14 protein-coding genes are annotated in these 18,369 nt (G+C 46.8%); all 14 read right to left on the bottom strand.

Going from position 1 to position 18,369, the window contains the following annotated elements; translation table 11 throughout:
• Positions 1-142: 142 nt before the first annotated feature.
• Positions 143-2,602, bottom strand: a complete 2,460-nt coding sequence (locus tag G632_RS0105265) for an adenosine deaminase (protein ID WP_022767981.1) — start codon at positions 2,600-2,602, stop codon at positions 143-145.
• Between the two features lie 9 nt (positions 2,603-2,611).
• Positions 2,612-3,379 carry a Crp/Fnr family transcriptional regulator gene (locus G632_RS0105260; RefSeq protein ID WP_026522381.1) on the bottom strand — a complete coding sequence of 256 codons (768 nt, stop codon included), beginning with the start codon at positions 3,377-3,379 and terminating at the stop codon, positions 2,612-2,614.
• On the bottom strand, positions 3,372-3,932 hold the full coding sequence (locus tag G632_RS0105255) for an NUDIX hydrolase (protein WP_022767979.1): 561 nt from the start codon (positions 3,930-3,932) through the stop codon (positions 3,372-3,374). The genes G632_RS0105260 and G632_RS0105255 overlap by 8 nt, the downstream gene beginning before the upstream one ends.
• 11 nt (positions 3,933-3,943) lie before the next feature.
• Entirely contained in the window at positions 3,944-5,098 is a 1,155-nt protein-coding gene (locus G632_RS18905; protein ID WP_022767978.1) for a serine hydrolase domain-containing protein, read from the bottom strand.
• A gap of 27 nt (positions 5,099-5,125) precedes the next feature.
• Positions 5,126-6,919, bottom strand: coding sequence for a Na/Pi cotransporter family protein (locus G632_RS0105245; RefSeq protein ID WP_022767977.1), 1,794 nt, complete (start codon positions 6,917-6,919; stop codon positions 5,126-5,128).
• Between the two features lie 74 nt (positions 6,920-6,993).
• Positions 6,994-7,911 carry a GNAT family N-acetyltransferase gene (locus tag G632_RS0105240; protein WP_022767976.1) on the bottom strand — a complete coding sequence of 306 codons (918 nt, stop codon included), beginning with the start codon at positions 7,909-7,911 and terminating at the stop codon, positions 6,994-6,996.
• Between the two features lie 2 nt (positions 7,912-7,913).
• Positions 7,914-11,699, bottom strand: a complete 3,786-nt coding sequence (locus G632_RS0105235; RefSeq protein WP_022767975.1) for a diguanylate cyclase domain-containing protein — start codon at positions 11,697-11,699, stop codon at positions 7,914-7,916.
• 351 nt (positions 11,700-12,050) lie between these two features.
• Positions 12,051-12,311, bottom strand: coding sequence for an HPr family phosphocarrier protein (locus G632_RS0105230; RefSeq protein ID WP_022767974.1), 261 nt, complete (start codon positions 12,309-12,311; stop codon positions 12,051-12,053).
• A 10-nt stretch (positions 12,312-12,321) separates the two neighbouring features.
• The gene (gene whiA, locus G632_RS0105225; RefSeq protein WP_022767973.1) at positions 12,322-13,266 is read right to left on the bottom strand and encodes a DNA-binding protein WhiA; all 945 of its coding nucleotides are present in this window, start codon (positions 13,264-13,266) and stop codon (positions 12,322-12,324) included.
• Positions 13,267-13,269: 3 nt separating this feature from the next.
• The gene (gene rapZ / locus G632_RS0105220; RefSeq protein WP_022767972.1) at positions 13,270-14,139 is read right to left on the bottom strand and encodes an RNase adapter RapZ; all 870 of its coding nucleotides are present in this window, start codon (positions 14,137-14,139) and stop codon (positions 13,270-13,272) included.
• 24 nt (positions 14,140-14,163) lie between these two features.
• A complete protein-coding gene (gene murB / locus G632_RS0105215) occupies positions 14,164-15,078 on the bottom strand; it encodes a UDP-N-acetylmuramate dehydrogenase (RefSeq protein ID WP_022767971.1) in 915 nt (304 codons plus the stop codon).
• An 18-nt stretch (positions 15,079-15,096) separates the two neighbouring features.
• Complete coding sequence (locus G632_RS0105210; RefSeq protein WP_022767970.1) at positions 15,097-16,032, bottom strand: ROK family glucokinase; 936 nt, start codon at positions 16,030-16,032, stop codon at positions 15,097-15,099.
• A 31-nt stretch (positions 16,033-16,063) separates the two neighbouring features.
• Positions 16,064-17,011, bottom strand: coding sequence for an HPr(Ser) kinase/phosphatase (gene hprK / locus G632_RS0105205; protein WP_022767969.1), 948 nt, complete (start codon positions 17,009-17,011; stop codon positions 16,064-16,066).
• 163 nt (positions 17,012-17,174) lie between these two features.
• Positions 17,175-17,741: a DUF6985 domain-containing protein gene (locus tag G632_RS0105200; protein WP_022767968.1), complete on the bottom strand. Its 567-nt coding sequence runs from the start codon at positions 17,739-17,741 to the stop codon at positions 17,175-17,177.
• Between the last annotated feature and the right edge of the window lie 628 nt (positions 17,742-18,369).

Raw genomic sequence — 18,369 nt, 5'->3', positions numbered from 1 at the left:
AGTGTCTCAAAATGAGTCAAACTGAACCGTCCCCATTGACTCAAAATGAGTCAAACTGAAACGTCCCCAGTGTCTCAAAATGAGTCAAAGTGAAACGTCCCCGGTGACTCAAAATGAGACAAAGTGAAACGTCCCCGGTGTCTCATCCGGGGACGCCTTTTTGTAGGTCTTTGATTCGGGAGACGAGGCCGTTTGCCTCGTCGAAGGTGTATACATAGCCGCCAAGGGTGCTGACCTTGGGGCGCAGGTTCTTGGAGTGGCTCCAGACGAGGATCGCAGACTTACCCTTGCCGTTTCGGGCCTCCTGGATGAGGTTTCCGGCGGCGCTGTTGCCGTCGAAGGCCACAACCATGGATGGGCGGCGCTCAAAGATCTCGTAGTTGAAGCTCTTGTAGATTCCCATGCCCTGGGACTCTGTGGAGACTCTGATCTGAAGATTGGGGTACGACAATAGCCTGTCCCTCTCCTGCGCAGTGACAAGAGCCGGAACGACTGCATAAACCCTGAAGCCCTTCTTGTTGTGATCCAAAAGATATTTCTCATACCCCGAGATCTTATGCCCGATAACAAAGCACACTTCCTCAGGATTTAAAAACTTAAGAAGCGAATCCAGTTCTTTCTTACCGGCCTCGGTGATCCTGGTGGCGCGGTTTTCCGTGTTAAAGCTTCCGCCAAGCACCACAACCGGGAATCTGTCCCAGGTGATATCGCTGATACGGTCCTTGAACTCCCTGTTGGCATCGAGCTTTTCTTCGCCGCCCGACAATGCCCCGGATATCTTAACCTTCTGCATCTTCTCAAGGAGAACTTCTTCCATATCCCTGCCCTTAAGAAGTCTGCCAAAGGCTTCTTTCTTCTCAGAGTACGCTTCCTGACTGGACTTGATAATTGCGCTCTCGGCATCCTTCATAAGCCCAAGCTCTGCATCCGTCAGTCCCAGCATGGTCTTTAAGGAGAGCTCCTCATCTATAGAAGACGTTCCATAGAGTGCAGCTCCATCCGTTCCCTGAACACACCAGATTCCCTGTTTCAAGTACTGCTTCAGGGGATGATCCTTAAGCGAATTCAGGTTGTTAAGTCGTACATTACTTGATATCTGGAACTCCAGCACAACCTTGTTTTCCTTGAGCTGCGCCAGAACTTCCTTGCCCTTTTTGGATCTTGGACTATAGGTATAAAGACCGTGTCCCAGCCTCATCCTCGGCATCTGCTGCCCGGGTGCCAGACAGTCCTTGACGCACAGGATACTGTGGGCGATGTTGTCCTTCTGGCTGTCGTTCTCTCCCGCATGAACCCTGATCACGAAGCTCGGATCCTTGGCGGCGATCTTCACGATCTCCTTAAACGCCGGCTTAAGCGTAATGATGTCGTTTATCTCCTCGCCGACAAAATCACACCCTGCCACATACGGATCCAGCGCCGTAGCCTTCAAAACCTCCAGGTTCTGCTCCAGATAATTATCCGGAGTTACAGCATCCTTAACGATAGTAAGCGGAATCCTTCTGATGGCAGCCAAGAACCTGATCATAACGCCCGTCTCCTGATAGATCTTGGGCATGACCTCATGAACCTGCCTCAGCATCTCTATTGATTCATACTTCTTAACCAGTGTCGTGTCGCTAATCTCCGCATAGCACACGCCCTGCTTCTTGTAGCTTCTTGCAATCCAAAGGAGCTTGTCCTGAAAAATCGTATTTCCGCAATAATCCGGATTCTCCCTGTCTCGCAGCATCTGTTTCAAATGCCTCTTAACATCATCATCGGGAATCTGATCAATCCCGCTAAGGTCAATCTTGTCCTCACTCTCCTTGCCTTTGCAAAAGACATAACGGTACAAATATACCTTCTCCAGATTGGTAAACACCGCCTGCCCGTCCTTGATAACCGCCAGCGAGCCACGGATCTTAACAATGTTCATCTCCGCATTATCAAGGTTGTTGAGGATAAGGTCCGCAAAGTTGATAAAGGTATTATCATCGATCTTTCTGTCCAGATACTTGCCCTTCAGATCCGAGGAAGTCCACTGCCACGCAACCTTCTTCCTCTGCGCAAGAACCTTCTCCCACTGAGCATTTGTAAGGCCCAGCTGAAGCTTTTTTACATAGTAAAGCGGATATCGTATCTGGTGCGCTATTCCCAGCGCTATCAGAATATCCCCGGAGAGATTACCGTTCATGTGTGTGTGAAGGTCTCCGGCGAACTTAAGCTCTTTCCTGATATGCGTCTTAAAGACCGTCTTCCTGAGATCAAAGTCCGGCTCCTTGGTCTGACTCATAAGGGTCTTGGCGATGGCAGGAATTGAAGCCTTTGTCTCAACAGTCCCATCGAGATAAATATTCGCCACCTCGATATCACCAAGGCTGAAGATATAGCACTCCTTATTATCGGCATCCACATAGCAGGGAACTTCGCCCCTTATCTCCAGCATCCCGTCTTTGTTCTTCGTAAGCGGAAGTCCGCAGGTGGAAGCCAGATTCCTAATAAGGTTTCCGGTGCCGTGATTTGGTGTTGAGAGCACAAACATAAGCCTGTCCAAATCTTTGTACAGGCTTACGATAATGTCTTTTTCGTTATCAAGGAAAAAGCATGTGAAATATGTCATAGACGCTCCTTACTGAGAAACGTATATCTCCTTAAGTCCATCGCGATCCAGCACTCTGATCCTTGCGTGCCCGAGCCTCTCAATAAGGCCTTCCCTCTCCATTTCGCGAAGCTTCCTGGAGACGGTCTCGGTACGAAGACTTACGCTGGCTGCGATATCATCGAGCTTTAAAATAACATCGTCGTCGATACTTCTGTCGACTCTGTATAAAAGAAATCCCGCCAGCCTTGCCATCGGGTCCTTAGTTGAAAGAAGCATGTTCCTCTCATTGGCATCATGCAGCTTCTTGCTAAGAAGTATTATGGTGTTCATGGCTGCGTGGGGATCATTGACAACTTTGATGAAATCATCCCTGTGTATCTGACAGATGGAAGCGTTGGTGAGGCATACAGCAGAATAGGGATAGATACTGCCGTCAAGGAACATGCCTTCCCAGATGATGTCGTGATCTGCAAGAATAGTTACTATCTGCTCTCTTCCCAGAGAGTCATATCTGCAGAGCTTGACCCTTCCCTTTCGGATTATACATATTGAATCAACAGGTTCGCCCTCTCTGAACAGGTAGCTGTTCTTCTTGAGGTTCTCATGGATCGAGTGCTCCATCAGGCTCACCTGGGCATTGACAGGAAGCCCCTCGATAAGGGGCACGCTCTCGGTGCAAAAACCTCCGCATTCCTCGCAAATGTTTAGGCCCGATATTCCTCTCTTGAGTTCTTCACCGCGACTCTTGTCCTTGGCGCGGTAGATTCCGCCTGAACTGCCCATCTCTTTACCCATTGATCCAACAATAGCAATATGCCTGTGTTCTTACTGCAAACGGCTCTGTAGCCAGCAGCTCTTTTACCTCACTCTTTGTGTACCAGCGGGGCTCAATCTCCTCCTGGAAGGATGTGCTCTCGGAAAAAGACCCTCCTGCCACACCTACGCAGCAGGCATTTCTCTCATTTGAAAAACCGATGGCGCTGTAGCACGGTCCCCACCACTGGTCTATCCTTAAGATATCAAGGCCTGTCTCTTCCTTGAGCTCTCTCTTTGCTGCCTGTTCCGGAGTCTCTCCGGGATCGATAAGGCCTGCTGGGAAGTTGTAGACCCATCTTCCTGTGGCCATTCTGAATTCTCTGTTAATGAGGATCTTCTCGCCGGACTCATCATGCATGATGATGGCAACTGCATCCTCCTTGCGGTTCTGAAGGTCTTCAAAGGTCTTAAGATCAGGGTTTCTGCTTATCATCTCGTAGACCTTCTCGTTTCCGTCCACCATCTTGTAATGAACGTCATAGCGGTTGATGAACCTGCCCTGCTCTTTCTTTTCTATATATTCAAATTCCATTACTTACTCCGTTAACATGCACCGTAAACTATTTGCTTGAGTCCTCTTATGAAGCTGAAGTCACAGCCTCCCTCAATCTGCTGCATGTATATAAATATCAGTTCTTCCTCAGGGTCAACAAAGAAGTATGTTCCGCCCAGTCCGTCCCAGCCAAACTCTCCAACGCTTCCGTTTGAGCAGGCAGTAGCCGGATCTGTGAGGATCCTGAACATATTGCCATAATTGCATCCCTTGCAGGATTCGAAATCCAAAGTACTGAGCTGCTGGGGATTAAGCTGAGGCGATGTCATGAACTCAAAGGTTCTTCTGCCGATGAGCTCCTTGCCGTGGTATGCTCCCTTGTTGAGAAGCATCTGTGCGAAGTGCGCGTAGTCTGCAGCTGTGGAATAAAGACCTGCTCCGCCTCTCTCAAACCACGGATCCTTACTCGGATTCTCCATCTGAAGGCGTCTTCTTACGTCATCCTCGGCTCTTACAACCTTGCCCTTTTTATCTCTTCTGTAAAGGACTGCTGCCCTGAACTCTTTTCCCTCGTCGATCTTAAAGCCTGTATCCTCCATGTTAAGAGGAGTGAAGATTTCTTTCTTGAAAAACTCAGATAACTTCTTGCCTGTGACAACCTCGATGATGCCACCTAAGATGTCCGCAGAATATCCGTATCTGAAGTACTCGCCGGGCTCAAAGGCAACTCCTGCCTCTGCCAGCTTGTTGCAGATATCGACGTTACTCTTTAATATCCCCGATTCCCTCTGGGCTCTGGCCTCTTTTACGATCTTGGCCATGAGTCTTTCGGCTTCACCGAACTCTCCCGGCATCACGATACCTGAGGTCATGTTTAAAAGATCTTTTACAGTAATGGGGTTTACTGCCTTTCTGATACCTTCGGCAGAAACCACGTTAACACTCTCATACGCCGGAAGGTAGTCAGACACCTTGCTCATAAGATCAAGGTCGCCTCTCTCATACAGGATCATGGCAGCCATGGCCGTTACGGGCTTGGTCATGCTGAAGATCTTGTAGATGCTGTCCTCCCTGTCGGGCTCGTAGTGGTTTTCGTAAACTCTTTTTCCCTTGTGCTCAACGATTATCTTGGCGCCCTGAAGTGCGCCTGCCTGTCTTTGTTTCTCTATAAGTGTATCAAGCCTGTTCAGCTTTCTGATGTTCATAACACAATTATCCCCGGTAAATATTTCTTAGTACTTAACTGAAGGAAGCAGATACTTTCTCTGATAGAAGTCGACTGCCTTCTCGAATTCTTCGCCCTTGTCGGCCTTGAGGTGCTCGATGTACTCGTGAGCATCGTAAGCGTCCTCATCAACCTCAATAAGACCAACTGCGATATTACTGCAGTGATCGGCGATACGCTCAAAGTCCGTGCTAATATCCGTGAGGTCAAAGCCCTGCTCGATGGTGCACTTACCTTTTCTGAGTCTCCTGATATGTCTTCTCTTAACCTCCATGTTGATGCCGTCAATGGTCTCCTCAAGGGGTTCGATCATCTTGGCAAGGTCAACATCCTGAGCCTCGAAAGCTCTGACGGAGAGGTCAACGATCTCTTTTACCGCATTGGAGAAGATCTCCATCTCGGACTGTGCCTTTGGCGTAAATTCTCTCTTAGACTCGCTCATGCCCCTGGCCTTCTGCATGATGTTGAGGGCATGGTCACTGATACGCTCGTAGTCTGTGATGCAGTGCAAAAGAACTGACAGAGTATGCGAGTCTTTTACACCGAGGTGATGAGCGTTGATCTGCATAAGGTATGTTCCCAGCTGATCCTCGTAGGTATCGACCTTTCTCTCAAGGTAATCGACATTCTGAGCCTTCTCTTCCTCAAAGTTATCAATAAGTCCGATAGCCTCGTAAAGAGCATCCTTGCACATGTTAGCCATGGCAATTGCTGCAATCCTTGCCTGCTCAAGAGCAAAGGGCGGGTTTGAAAGGAAGCGGGGATCCAGTGTGCGGATACCTTCCTGCTCCTCCTGCTCCTTCTTTTCCTTCTCGTCGATAGGGATGGTCTTCAGGGCCATGTTTACAAGAAGATTTGAGAAAGGCAGCATAAGCGGAGTTGCCACAAGGTTGACCAGTGTGTGGATTCCGGCGATTCCTACCATTCCGATATCATTGTCCATGAACGCGAAGTTCACGATGGAATGTATCAGATAGAACAGGATCATAAAGGTTGTTGCCTTGATAAGGTTAAAGTACAGATGCATAAGAGCTGTTCTCTTACCGTTCTTGTTAGCGCCAAGAGATGAGAGAATAGCTGTGATACAGGTACCTACTTCCGCACCAACTACAACAGGGATAGCCATGCTGTACTTGACCTTGACGGAAAGTGATAACGCCTGCAGTACACCGATGGTTCCGGCTGAAGACTGGATGGTCATGGTGAAGAGGATACCAACAAGGAATCCGATGATGGGATTACTGAAGCTTGTAAGTACTCTCTTGAAGCCGTCTACATCCTTAAGAGGTGAAACAGCGTCTGACATGGTGCTCATTCCAAACATAAGAACCGAGAAACCAAGAAGAATTGTTCCGATATTTTTCTTCTTATCATTCTTGGAAAACATGTAAAGCGCAATACCGATAAGCGCCAGGAAGGGCGTAAAGGACTTGGGCTTTAACAGATTGATTATAAAGTTTTCACTGCTGATTGCGTTTAATGAAAGAAGCCATGCAGTAAAGGTTGTACCGAGATTGGCACCCAGAATAACATTAACTGCCTGCTTAAGAGTCATTATCCCCGAATTAACAAGACCAACTACCATGACGGTAGATGCTGATGAAGACTGAACCAGCGCCGTAACGCCCACACCAAAGAGGTATGCGATTACCTTGTGCTCAGTCACTTTTGCAAGCACGCTCTCGAGCTTGCCTCCTGCGGCTTTTGTGAGTCCGCCACTCATTACATTCATTCCGTAAAGGAACATTGCAAGGCCACCGACCAGGCCTGCGATTAGACTAAATACTTCCAGTGAGCTCATTTTCTCCTACCATTAATTATTCTTTGTCCATTTTTCTACGTTTACAGCTATATCTTACAGGATTAAGCTAAAAATTACCATAAAAATATCATTCTCACATACTTGCCGAGCCTGGATTCACTGAGAGAAACTCTTTTTCCGTCGTTGTAACCGTCGCCGTAGATGTTCTCCTCAACGTCCACATCCTCTGTCTTTTTAAAGCCAAGTCTCTCGCAAATGTGGATGGATACTGCATTCTCAGCTTTGACAAGAGTCTGCACCTTATCAAACTGGAGGACATTTCTACCATATTCCATGATGGCTTTTAGAGCTTCCATGCAGTAGCCCTGTCTCTGGAACTCTTTTCCAACAAGAAAGCCCAGCTCCGGCTCATCAAAGCCGTTTCTTACGGAATACCCTGCCCTGCCTATAACGCGGTCATCTTCCTTTCTGACAAGAGTCCACACGCCAAAGCCCAAGAGGCCATAGACCTTCTCAATGTAATCCTTCTGATATCTTTTTTCATCTTCAGGGTCATCGAAGAGCCCCTCCATATATCGCGTCATCTCAGGGTCGCTGTAGATCTTGTAGAATTCATCTACGTCTCTGACCGTGGTCTCACGGATAATGAGCCTGTCAGTCTCAAGCACTGTCCAGGGCTCGCCTGCGTACCTCTGATAGACCTTTACGAATGAGTCGATATCAACTTCTTCTATATCGGAAAAGACATATTTAAGTCCCGGAAAAGACTTCCCGGCTTCACCCTCATGTAATAGCCCAACGCAGAAGTACCCTTCCTCCGACAGCTCTTTTGCCAAAAGAGGGTCATCTGTCAAAACCAGCATCTCCTGCCGATTTTCGGACATGGAAAGTGGCAGCGGATCCTTTCCATCTGCCACGTAAACGCTGTATCCATTTTCTTGTATGTAGGCTGCAGTCTCTTTTACAGCCTCCTTAAAACTCTCATCCTCAGGGCCATCTCCCCCTAGGACAAATGCTATGGTCTTAAGCAATCTTAAAGCATCTCCTTCTCGTAAGTTACTTTAAATCCTTCGTTCTTCGAATTATCGTTCCACTTATTTATCATTCTGTCGGCTATCTTGCCGGCGATCTCCTGACTGACATCAGAGAGGAGCACAATGACTCTGTTGCCACTGTCGTTGCCGTAAACGTCAACGTTGCGCAGGTTTTCCATGAGAGTATCAAGGAACAGCTCCATGATCTCGGGAGTTACCTGAGCCCCTTCAGGACCAAGGATGGTAAAGTGCACCAGCGCGGAATTGAGGATTTCATTGTCGCCGTATCTGACAAGAAGCCTGTAAATATCCTGCATACGCTCGCGCTCGACGCGATATGGCTTATCGGACTTGCCTCTCTCTCCAAGAATTGCCTTAAGCTCCGAGATGCCGGTTATATTCGAATCATCCCCAACCATTGCCACGATCTCTTCGTAGAGCTTGCAGCCGTGCTTGCCTGCGTTCTTGACGGAATAAAGCGCTCTGTCCGCTCTTCTGAAGAGCTCATCATACTCAGTCTGACTTCCGACAGGAACAGATACACCACCGACAGAAACGCCCAGAGGAATGCTCATGTCATCGCCCATGTGCTTCCTTGCCGACTCCAGGATTGCTTCGTTGAGGAACTTTGTCTTTATCTCCATCTCATTCGGAGTTGTATCCGCATAGAAAGCCAGGAATTCGTCTCCTCCGATTCTGCAGAGCACATCTTTGGAATCGGCGCTGTGCCTTAGGATCTCGGCAAGGTCGATCAGCATACGGTCACCCATATCGTGTCCGTAGATATCATTTACCGGCTTGAAGCTGTCAAGGTCAAGAATAGCCAGAATACCATTACGCTTACCAAGTACGTCCTTGAGAGCCTCAGTCGATCCCCTCTTATTCAAAAGACCTGTCAGAGGATCCTTGGATGCTTCCTGCTCAAGACGCTGGATGCTGTTCATATCCTGTACCAGTGATGCTATTGCCCAGCCGATGTAAGCAACCAGTAAAAAGCTTACCACAAACAGATAGATCCTGAAATACTCTCGCTCGTAGAGCTGGGATTCTTTGACCACCGGGAATATCTCTTCTCTGATAACGTGCTTGCCGGCTGTATCAAGAACCTGCACATGAAGCCTGTAATTGCCGTACGGGAGGTTTGTATAGGTCAGGGACTGCATGTTTCTCTGATAGCAGGTGACACCCTCGTCCTCAGTGCCCTCCAGGAAAATATGGAGAAGCGGATTGGAAAGAGCATAGTTCATCACCGCAACATCAAAGACAATACGTCCTGACATCGCAGGAATTCTGTAAATGCCGTTTACCGGCTCTATCGGCTCTTCTCCGGCAAGTATCTCCGAAACCCTGATCTGATACTTGTTGTTAAAAGAGTCATAGTCTGAAGTGGAGACTTTTCTTACACCGTCGGTACATGGAAGGTAGAGATTGTCTCCTTTGAGCGAATAGAACCCGTTTGCTGTAATAGAAGTGCTAAGTCCCCTTGTTCTGTTAAGAAGCATGTATTTGTTTGCTTTATTTGCCAGAAGGTCCCTCTCGTCTAGCACAAATATACCGGCGCTGGAGAGTACCCATGCCTTCTTGTTTTCATCTATAAATACGTCGTAGTTATTGCTGTAAGGGAAGGAATTCAGCGGCTTTATCTCAGCGCCGTTGTTGTAGTAAATGGCGTTACTGGTCACATAGAGGTATCCGCCTCTGCAAGGTGTGATCTTCATGACAACCTGTGACTTAAGGCCGTCCTCTGCCCCAATGGTATCCACCACTTTGAAGTTTTTTATGACAAATATTCCTCCGCCGTCGGAGCCTGCGTATATGGTTCCGTCAGCGTCCTCAACCATGCACAGCACCTGAGTTGTTATGCCGTCATCTTCACCGAGTTTTTTGAAGATCCTCTCGTTTTTGATGAAGTTAAGGCAGGTTGATGAGACTGCCACAATTGTTCCGTCCGAGAGTTCAAAGGTACTCCTGAACTTTTCGCCTTCAGTTCCGTCATACTTGCGGGTATAGGTATTTATGGTCTTGTCAGGATGCATCACCACAAGTCCGCCCGGTCCATAGGTACTGAACCATATGTTGTCATCGCTATCGCTCATGACACACCTTATGCGGACATCTCTTAAAACCTCAGGATGAGGAATGGGCACGGAATAGAAGGTCTTAAGATCTATGGTCTTAAGGCCTGAGCCGGTTCCGGCATAGAGAACTCCGTCTTTTACAAGAACGCTGTTAACAACCTCGTTCTCAAGATGTGCTTTGGCATAGATATCCTCAAAAGGATTCCAGGAGAACTTCTTGATGCCCTGTTTACTTGAAGCAAACCATACGTTGTCCTGATAATCAACGTATATATCAACAATGGATGTGTTGAAGTCGGAGGTGGAAAGATCCGTCACAACACCTGTATCCGATATAAATCCCAGACCGTTCTCGCAGGCTATGAAATACCCTTTAAAGGTCTTGGAATAAAGAATGTCATTGAAGTAGGTAAGCTTTCCGGCAAGGTGCTTGGACATGATGTCCGTCATACCATCCTTGATATAAAGCCTTCCTGTCATGTTGCTGCTATTTCCTATTATATAATTGCCTTCATCTTCTTTTGTTATATCCGTGTAGTTTCCCGCAAGGACATAGATTATCTTCTTATCCCTGAAGATCATAAGGCTTCCGTCACTTCTAACGCCGGCCACGGTATCTCCGCTGGAGCTCAGCTTGCTGACACCGTAAAAGCTCTTTGCCATAAAGACTTCTATCTCGCCTTTTTGGTCTATCTTGCAGAGCTGCTTGATGGTTGCCACATAGATATTTCCTTCAGAATCCTCGCAGATTGCTCTTATAGCATCGGAAGCAAGACCTCTTCCCGTATCGAAGAATTCAATTTCTCCCGTGTCAACATCGTAGCATCCGACACCACTGTCGTTGGTTCCTATCCAGAGTCTTCCCTTGGAATCCACAAACAGTACTATAACGTTCTTGATTCTCTCGTCTATGGCAAAAGACCTGAACCTGTAGCCGTCGTATCTGTACAAGCCGGAGTATGATCCTACCCACATGTAGCCGTCCTTTGTCTGGGCAATGGCATTTATCTCAACCGACTCAAGTCCACTCTCTGTGTCATATATAGTTCCCGCATATTCAGACCCAAAGTCAGCAGCGCTTGACTTAACAGGATAAAGCATAAGGGGAGCTGTCACTGACAGAGCAAGTAATGCGCCAAAGGCTTTAGCTGCCGTTCTGTGACTTTTGCTCACAAGACCTATCAGCTTCATGAGGCAAAAGGCTATGATAAAGCTCACCACTTTATCCGGAATATCAACAAAGGCTTCGCCCAAAAATGAGTTGAGAGCCTGGACCTGAATATCGCTGGAGAGCATGTCCATAAAGCTGTCTCCCCAGGCATTTCCGGTCTTTCCGTCATAAATGATGATGTTAAGAGGAGTTGATATGACTGCAGAGAGAATTCCGGTCATAACCATGGTGGATATGGCCTTGAAGACATTTCTTTTTCTTCTGGGATAAAAGACTCCTACGCAGACGCCGATGGCTATTGACACAGCCATGTACGGCAAAGATACCGGATCCGCAAAGGATATGATGGCATTAAGAAGCAAACCACAGACTGCACCGGCAATAGGTCCCAGTACAACTGCAGCAAGGATTGTTCCAATCGAATCAAACCAGAAAGGAATTTCATAGCCCGAGGCTATAGTCCTTCCCAGCAGGTTTAGACCGACGCATATGACGATAACAAACCAACCTACCCATGATTTAAGTTTATTATTCATGCTATCCTCAAAATTGATGGCACAATCAAACAAAACGAAGCCAAATATAGATATGCGTACTCACAATAATTTTATCACTATTTCGAACGTTTTCCCAACGGTTAATTGTGAAATATCTATTAAAAAAACGTCAAACAATCGGCACGTATGCGCGATCTTTGACGTTTACAATTTGTTAACAATTAATTAAAAGAATAGTTACTTCAAATCATCTTTTAGACACATTAGCTTGTTAATATAATATTGTCAGATGAGTTAAGACAATACCAAACAAAAACTTTTTCATAATATGCCAGGTAAGGAAGCTTACCTGGCATCCTCCCTTTTATAGGGCTTTTTTTATTTATAGGATTATTTCTGTGATCCCTGAAGGAACTTCTCAAGATCTGCAACTGCAGACTCCTCATCACTTCCCTCTGCAATAACCGTAACCTCCTCACCGGAAGACAGGCTTAGTGTCATCATTCCCATGATGCTCTTTGCATTCACTTTCTTGGACTGAGCCTCGATGTGAACAGTGCTGTCATACTTACTTGCAAGCTGTACAAGTTCCGCAACAGGTCTTGCCTCAAGTCCTCTTGGGAGCTTAATTTCGATAGATTTTGTGATCATAATATCCTCCTTAAGATCTCAACTTGTCCGCCAGCTCTGAGAGCTTGCGAAGCCTGTGGTTAACTCCTGACTTACCCACGGGCGGGTCGAGAAATTTACCAAGTTCCAACAACGTTGCATCAGGATGCTCAAGTCTGACCTCTGCCATTTCCTTAAGTCCTTCCTGAAGTTTACTAAAACCATAGTGGTCTCTGATATAGGTTATATCTTCTACCTGCTTGGTAGCAGCATTAACTGTCTTGGTGATATTGGCCACCTCACAGTTTACCTTCCTGTTGATGGAGTTCCTCATCTCCTTGAGAATCCTTAGGTTCTCAAGATTCATCAGACTGACCGGCGCCTCCATTATATTCAGAAGATCCACGATTCCGGATCCCTCTTTAATATAGAGAACGTAGTACTTCTTGCGCTGTACTATCCTGGCCTCAATGTCAAAGCTCAGGGTCATGTCAGCCAGTTGCTGCGCCAACTCCGGAGTGCTGCATACATACTCCAGATGATACCCTTTATTGGGGTCGCTGATAGAGCCGATGCACAAGAATGCGTCCCTCAGAAATGCCCTCTTGCAGCAGGAATTTCTGGTGACCATCTCGCTCACTTTAGCACCTGTTTCTTTCAGGTTTCCATTCTGATCCATCAGCCTGATCGCCATTAAAACGGATTCCACATCATGCTCTGAATCAAGGACAGGGCGGTAGATTCGGCCTCCTGCCTTAACATCGGGAATCCCCTCTAAAATGCTAGTAACTATATTAAATGCTTTTTTTAATAATGTAAAGAACTTTCTAAGCACCTGTGCGTTATCCGCCTGCAGATAAAGCACCGTATTTCCTGCATTATCGGCTTCCACATGGCCTATGCAGGTAACGATGGCCGAGATTTCAGCCAGCTGACAATGCCTGGATGATGCAATGCGCTTTGAGAGTTCCTCTTTTACCTCCGAGGAAAAAGACATATCTCACCTTGCCTGTTTAACGTCCCTATGAGACAGATTAAGTCCGTAGTTACCGCCGGATGCCTTTAGTCTCTCGTAAACCTCATTGGCGATGGTAACACTTCTGTGCTGACCGCCGGTGCAGCCAATAGCTACCACCAGCTGATACTTGCCCTCCTGAACATATCCCGGGATAAGGAAGTTAAGCATATCTACGAGCTTGTCCACAAATTCGCCGCAGGCAGGGAAGCTCTTAACGTAGTCCTGAACAGGCTTATCGTTACCTGTCAGGTGCTTGAGCTCATCGATGTAATAAGGATTTGGCAGGAACCTTACGTCAAAAACAAGGTCTGCATCAGTAGGGATTCCATGCTTAAATCCAAAGCTCATAACGTTGACCATCAGGGAGTTGTACTCCTTGTTCTCAACAAAGATCCTATCCAGCTCCTTCTTGAGCTCTCTGGTAAGAAGGTTTGAAGAGTCGATGACATAATCAGCCTTCTTCTTGATCTCCGCAAGGACTTCTCTCTCCTTGGCAATTCCGTCCTCGAGCCTGTCTCCGGCTGCGTTCATTGGATGGATCCTTCTGGTCTCTTTGTATCTTTTTATGAGCACCTGGTCTGAAGCATCCATAAAGAGGATCTCAACAGGAATTCCTCTTTCCCTCATGGAATCTATGATTCCGGTCACGCCCTCAAAGCTCTGACCGGCTCTTGCATCAACGCCAAGAACAACTTTTGTTATCTCGCTGTTGGGAGCAGAAATAAGCTCCGTGAACTTTCCAATAAGAGATACCGGAAGGTTGTCAACGCAGTAGAATCCTGCGTCTTCAAGCATATTTATAGCAGTGGCTTTTCCTCCGCCGCTCATACCTGTTACAATTACAAATCTCATTTTTCCGGTCCTTTCAATACCTCTTTATTCAAAGTCTCCAACCAGGATAACTTCCGGCTCAAGGCCAACGCCCGAGTCCTCAAGTACTCTCTTTTGCACTTCTTTTATAAGCGCGTATATATCTGCAGCCGTGGCCTGTCCCTTGTTGATGACAAAACCGCAGTGCTTCTCGGATACTGCTGCATCTCCAACGCTAAATCCCCTAAGGCCCGCATCCTCTATGAGTTTGCCGGCAAAGTAGCCTTCAGGTCTCTTGAATGTTGAGCCTGCGCTTGGGTACTCCAGGGGCTGCTTTTCTTTTCTCTTAAGTGCCAGTTCCGTCATAAGGTCTGTTATCTCTTTTTCATCACCCTTTTTTAACTGCAAAAGAGCTGAGAGAACAACGTAGCCTTCTCTCTTTAATGCACTGGTCCTGTAGCCAAAATCGCAGGTTTCTGCCGGCAGCTCTTTTACCTCTCCGGTAGGAGTAATGGCTCTTACGGACACTGTGATCTGCTTCATCTCTCCGCCGTAAGCGCCGGCGTTCATGATCATGGCTCCGCCTATGGTTCCGGGAATTCCGGCAGCAAACTCAAAGCCTGCAAGTGCGTTTTCTTTGGCAAAAGAAGCTATCCTGGAATTTAGTGCGCCGGCCTGTGCGCGGATGGCTGTATCGCCCTCAAGGCTTATCTCCGAGAGGCTTTCAAGACTTATGACAACTCCGTCATAGCCCTTGTCGGAAACCAGGAGATTACTGCCGTTGCCAAGGAGCATAAAGGGTGCCGATTTGTCTTTTAACAGGGCGATAGCCTTTATGAGTTCTTCCTCGGACTGTGGGCGCAAAAATAAGGTGGCAGGCCCACCACATCGAAATGTAGTGTGCCTGCTCATAGGTTCATTTATTAATGTATTTTCTTTTGAAACAATCTGACTTAAAGCTTCTATTACTTCTGTGTTCACTATATGTCCTCAACAAGATCAGTCGATAACGAGCTTGGCTGCTCCGAATACACCTGCGTCATTTCCAAGCTTGGCAAGTGCGAACTTGGCATCTGCACAACCGGGGAATACGTACTTCTTGAAGCTTGGCATAAGAAGGTCAAAGAGCATGTCGCCGGCCTTTGAAACGCCGCCGCCGAGAACGATGATCTCAGGGTTTGTAACTGAAGCAACTGCTGCGATACCCTTTCCGAGGTAGTAGCCGTACTGCTCAGCAGCCTTCTTGGCAAGAGCGTCGCCTGACTTGGCGGCATCGAAGATGTCTCTGCACTCGAAATCTTTGCCGCGAAGAACGCTGTCCTCTGTAGTGGAAGCAAGGAGTCTCTTGGCAAGTCTTACTGCGCCTGTTGCGCTGGCATACATCTCAAAGCATCCGTGATTTCCGCATCCGCAGGTCTCAGGCTCATCATCTACAAGATGAAGGTGTCCGATCTCTCCGCCCGATCCCTTGGCACCGTTTAAGATCTTGCCGTCAACGATGATTCCGCCGCCGACACCGGTTCCGAGAGTAACAAGGAGCATGTTGGGATAGCCCTGTCCGCCGCCCTTCCAGGCTTCGCCGAGAGCTGCAACGTTAGCATCGTTACCTGCCTTAACAGGGAGTTTGAGCTTTGAGTGAAGCTCGTTTACAACGTTTACCTTCTCCCATCCGAGGTTAACTGCCTGGTGGCACATACCATCAGAATTAACTGCGCCGGGTACGCCGACACCTGCACCTACAACCTGTGTGTCCTCGATGTTCTTCTCTTTCATCTTAGCTCTGATGGACTCTGCGATATCGGGAATGATATTGATTCCGTGGTCCTCCGTTCTTGTGGGGATCTCCCAGAAATCCACCTTTTCACCGGTCTCTGTAAGAAGTCCGATCTTAACTGTTGTTCCTCCAACGTCTGCGCCAAATACGTATCTTGCCATTTTTATTCCTCCGATTTTTTAATAGGGTTTATCATTCGTCGTCGTCATCCTCTGACCTTCTTCTGGCCAGGGAGTTCTGTACTCTGTTGTAAAGCTCCTGAGCTGCGTTGTAGCCCATTGCCTTCTGTCTGTGGTTAACCGCTGCCGACTCACAGATGACAGCCAGGTTTCTGCCGGGACGGATAGGAATCCTGTGGCAGACAACCTTGTTTCCGAGGTACTCTGTGTACTCCTCTTCAAGGCCGAGCCTGTCGTACTCTTTGTCTTTATCCCAGTCCTCAAGCTTGATCACAAGATCGATGTTCTGGGTCTCCTTTACACTTGATACACCGTAAAGGGTCTTTACATCAATGATTCCGACACCGCGCATCTCGATGAAGTGCTTGGTGATGTCGGGTGCTGAACCGATGAGGGTCTCTTCACTTACTCTTCTGATCTCGACAACGTCATCGGATACAAGACGATGTCCTCTCTTTATCAGCTCGATGGCTGTCTCTGATTTACCGATTCCGCTCTCACCTGTGATAAGAACGCCGACACCAAAGACATCCACCAAAACACCATGGATTGAAATGCATGGAGCAAGCTTAACATTGAGCCATCTGATGATCTCTGCCATGAATGCAGATGTTGATTTCTTGGTAATAAGTACGGGTACTCTCTCTTCAAGAGCTATCTTTACAAAAAGAGGATCCGGAGCAAGCTCTCTACAGAAAACTACTGCCGGGATGTCAAAGGATAAGAACTCCCTGTACATCTTCTCCTTATCTTTCTCAGGAAAATTCTCCATATAGGTGTACTCAACGAAACCAATTACCTGAAGTCTTGTGGCTTCGAAGTGCTCGAAATATCCTGCCAGCTGCAGCGCCGGTCTGTTGATATCCGGCTGAGTGATCCTGATCTTCTTGGCATCGATCTCAGGTGTCAGGTTCTCGAGCTTCATTTTTTCAATGATGGTTTTAAGACTTACACTCGACATGCTATCCTCCTAGCAATATTATTGATAATCTGTGAGTTATTATATATTAATCACACGGAATTTGCACCCTTTTGTAATGAGTCACCGGGGACGTTTCACTTTGTCTCATTTTGAGTCACCGGGGACGTTTCATTTTGTCTCATTTTGAGTCAGTGGGGACGTTTCATTCTTCCTTATCCACATAGTTAATGTTCATGTCTTTTTCCGGATCATAATATCCATACTTCTCGATTATATGCGCCAATCTGCTTGTGTTAGGACCATAGTCTTCAAATGCACCTACATACAGTATCTTTCCATCAGATATGGTGATCTCAAGTCCGTGCTCAACTTCCCATTTGCATCCACCTTCTATATGGAACTCAATCCTATCCTGTCGGCAATGGTCATCAACTATCACAGACCCTATCCTGATAAGCTTTAAAACAGAATCTTCGTTTACCATTCCCATATCAGCTTTCTGTTCATCATCTAAAAACTGCTCAAAATCCTTATAATACCTTACAAGATATTTGCAGAGTCTCTGCTCTACTTCAAAAGGCATATTATCAAGATAATCAAGACATCTCAGCGCATAAGAAATCTGCTCTTTAGATCTGCACATCAGCCTAAAGTCTTCACCCCATTTATTTGATGTGGTCATAGCTGTTATTAGCCCTGAAGCAGACTCTTTGGTCTCCTTGATAGCATAACCTTCATTCTTTTTCTTCCCAAAAGAAAAAAAATCCATCAGATTCTCCATTCTACATATGTTTTATTTGCTTTCTTAACAAAAGATATCATGCACCGGGAGTCAACGGGGACGGTTCTCTTTGACTCCTTTTGAGTCACCGGGGACGTTTCACTTTGACTCACTTTGAGTCGCCAAGGCGGCTCTCTTCAACATATCGTCCCATTTTCTATGCCCATCGGGTACTTTTTCTGATATATGTAGAAAGATTTTGCCTCCAAAATTTTTGAGCGCCAAATTTTCTACGCCCACAGCCAAGTTTTTGTCATATATATAGAAAATAAAAAATCAGTACTCACCAATTTCTACACCCACGCCCCACTTTTATGCATATATATAGAAAAATAGCTCAACAATACTTTTCGTCTCAAATATTTTCTATGCCCAAAGGACACTTTTTCTGCTATATGTAGAAAATTCCATCCTTAAAATTTCTTCGACATAACAACTACCAGACTACAGATCCTTTGTGATGTACTCCTCATCAATTCAAGATAAACGTCATAGTCTCTGCATAACCCGTGCCCCATCTTACCGGCCCGCCTTAGTGACCGACCGCTCATATAAATACCGGAGTCAAGGGACAGTACGCTGGGCGCCGCCCTTTGGCGCCCGGGCAGCCCTTGGG

Source organism: Butyrivibrio sp. NC2007 (genome assembly GCF_000421405.1).
GTDB lineage: Bacteria > Bacillota > Clostridia > Lachnospirales > Lachnospiraceae > Butyrivibrio.
Note: the sequence above shows the minus strand (reverse complement) of the source record. Positions and strands in the feature narration are given on the sequence as shown.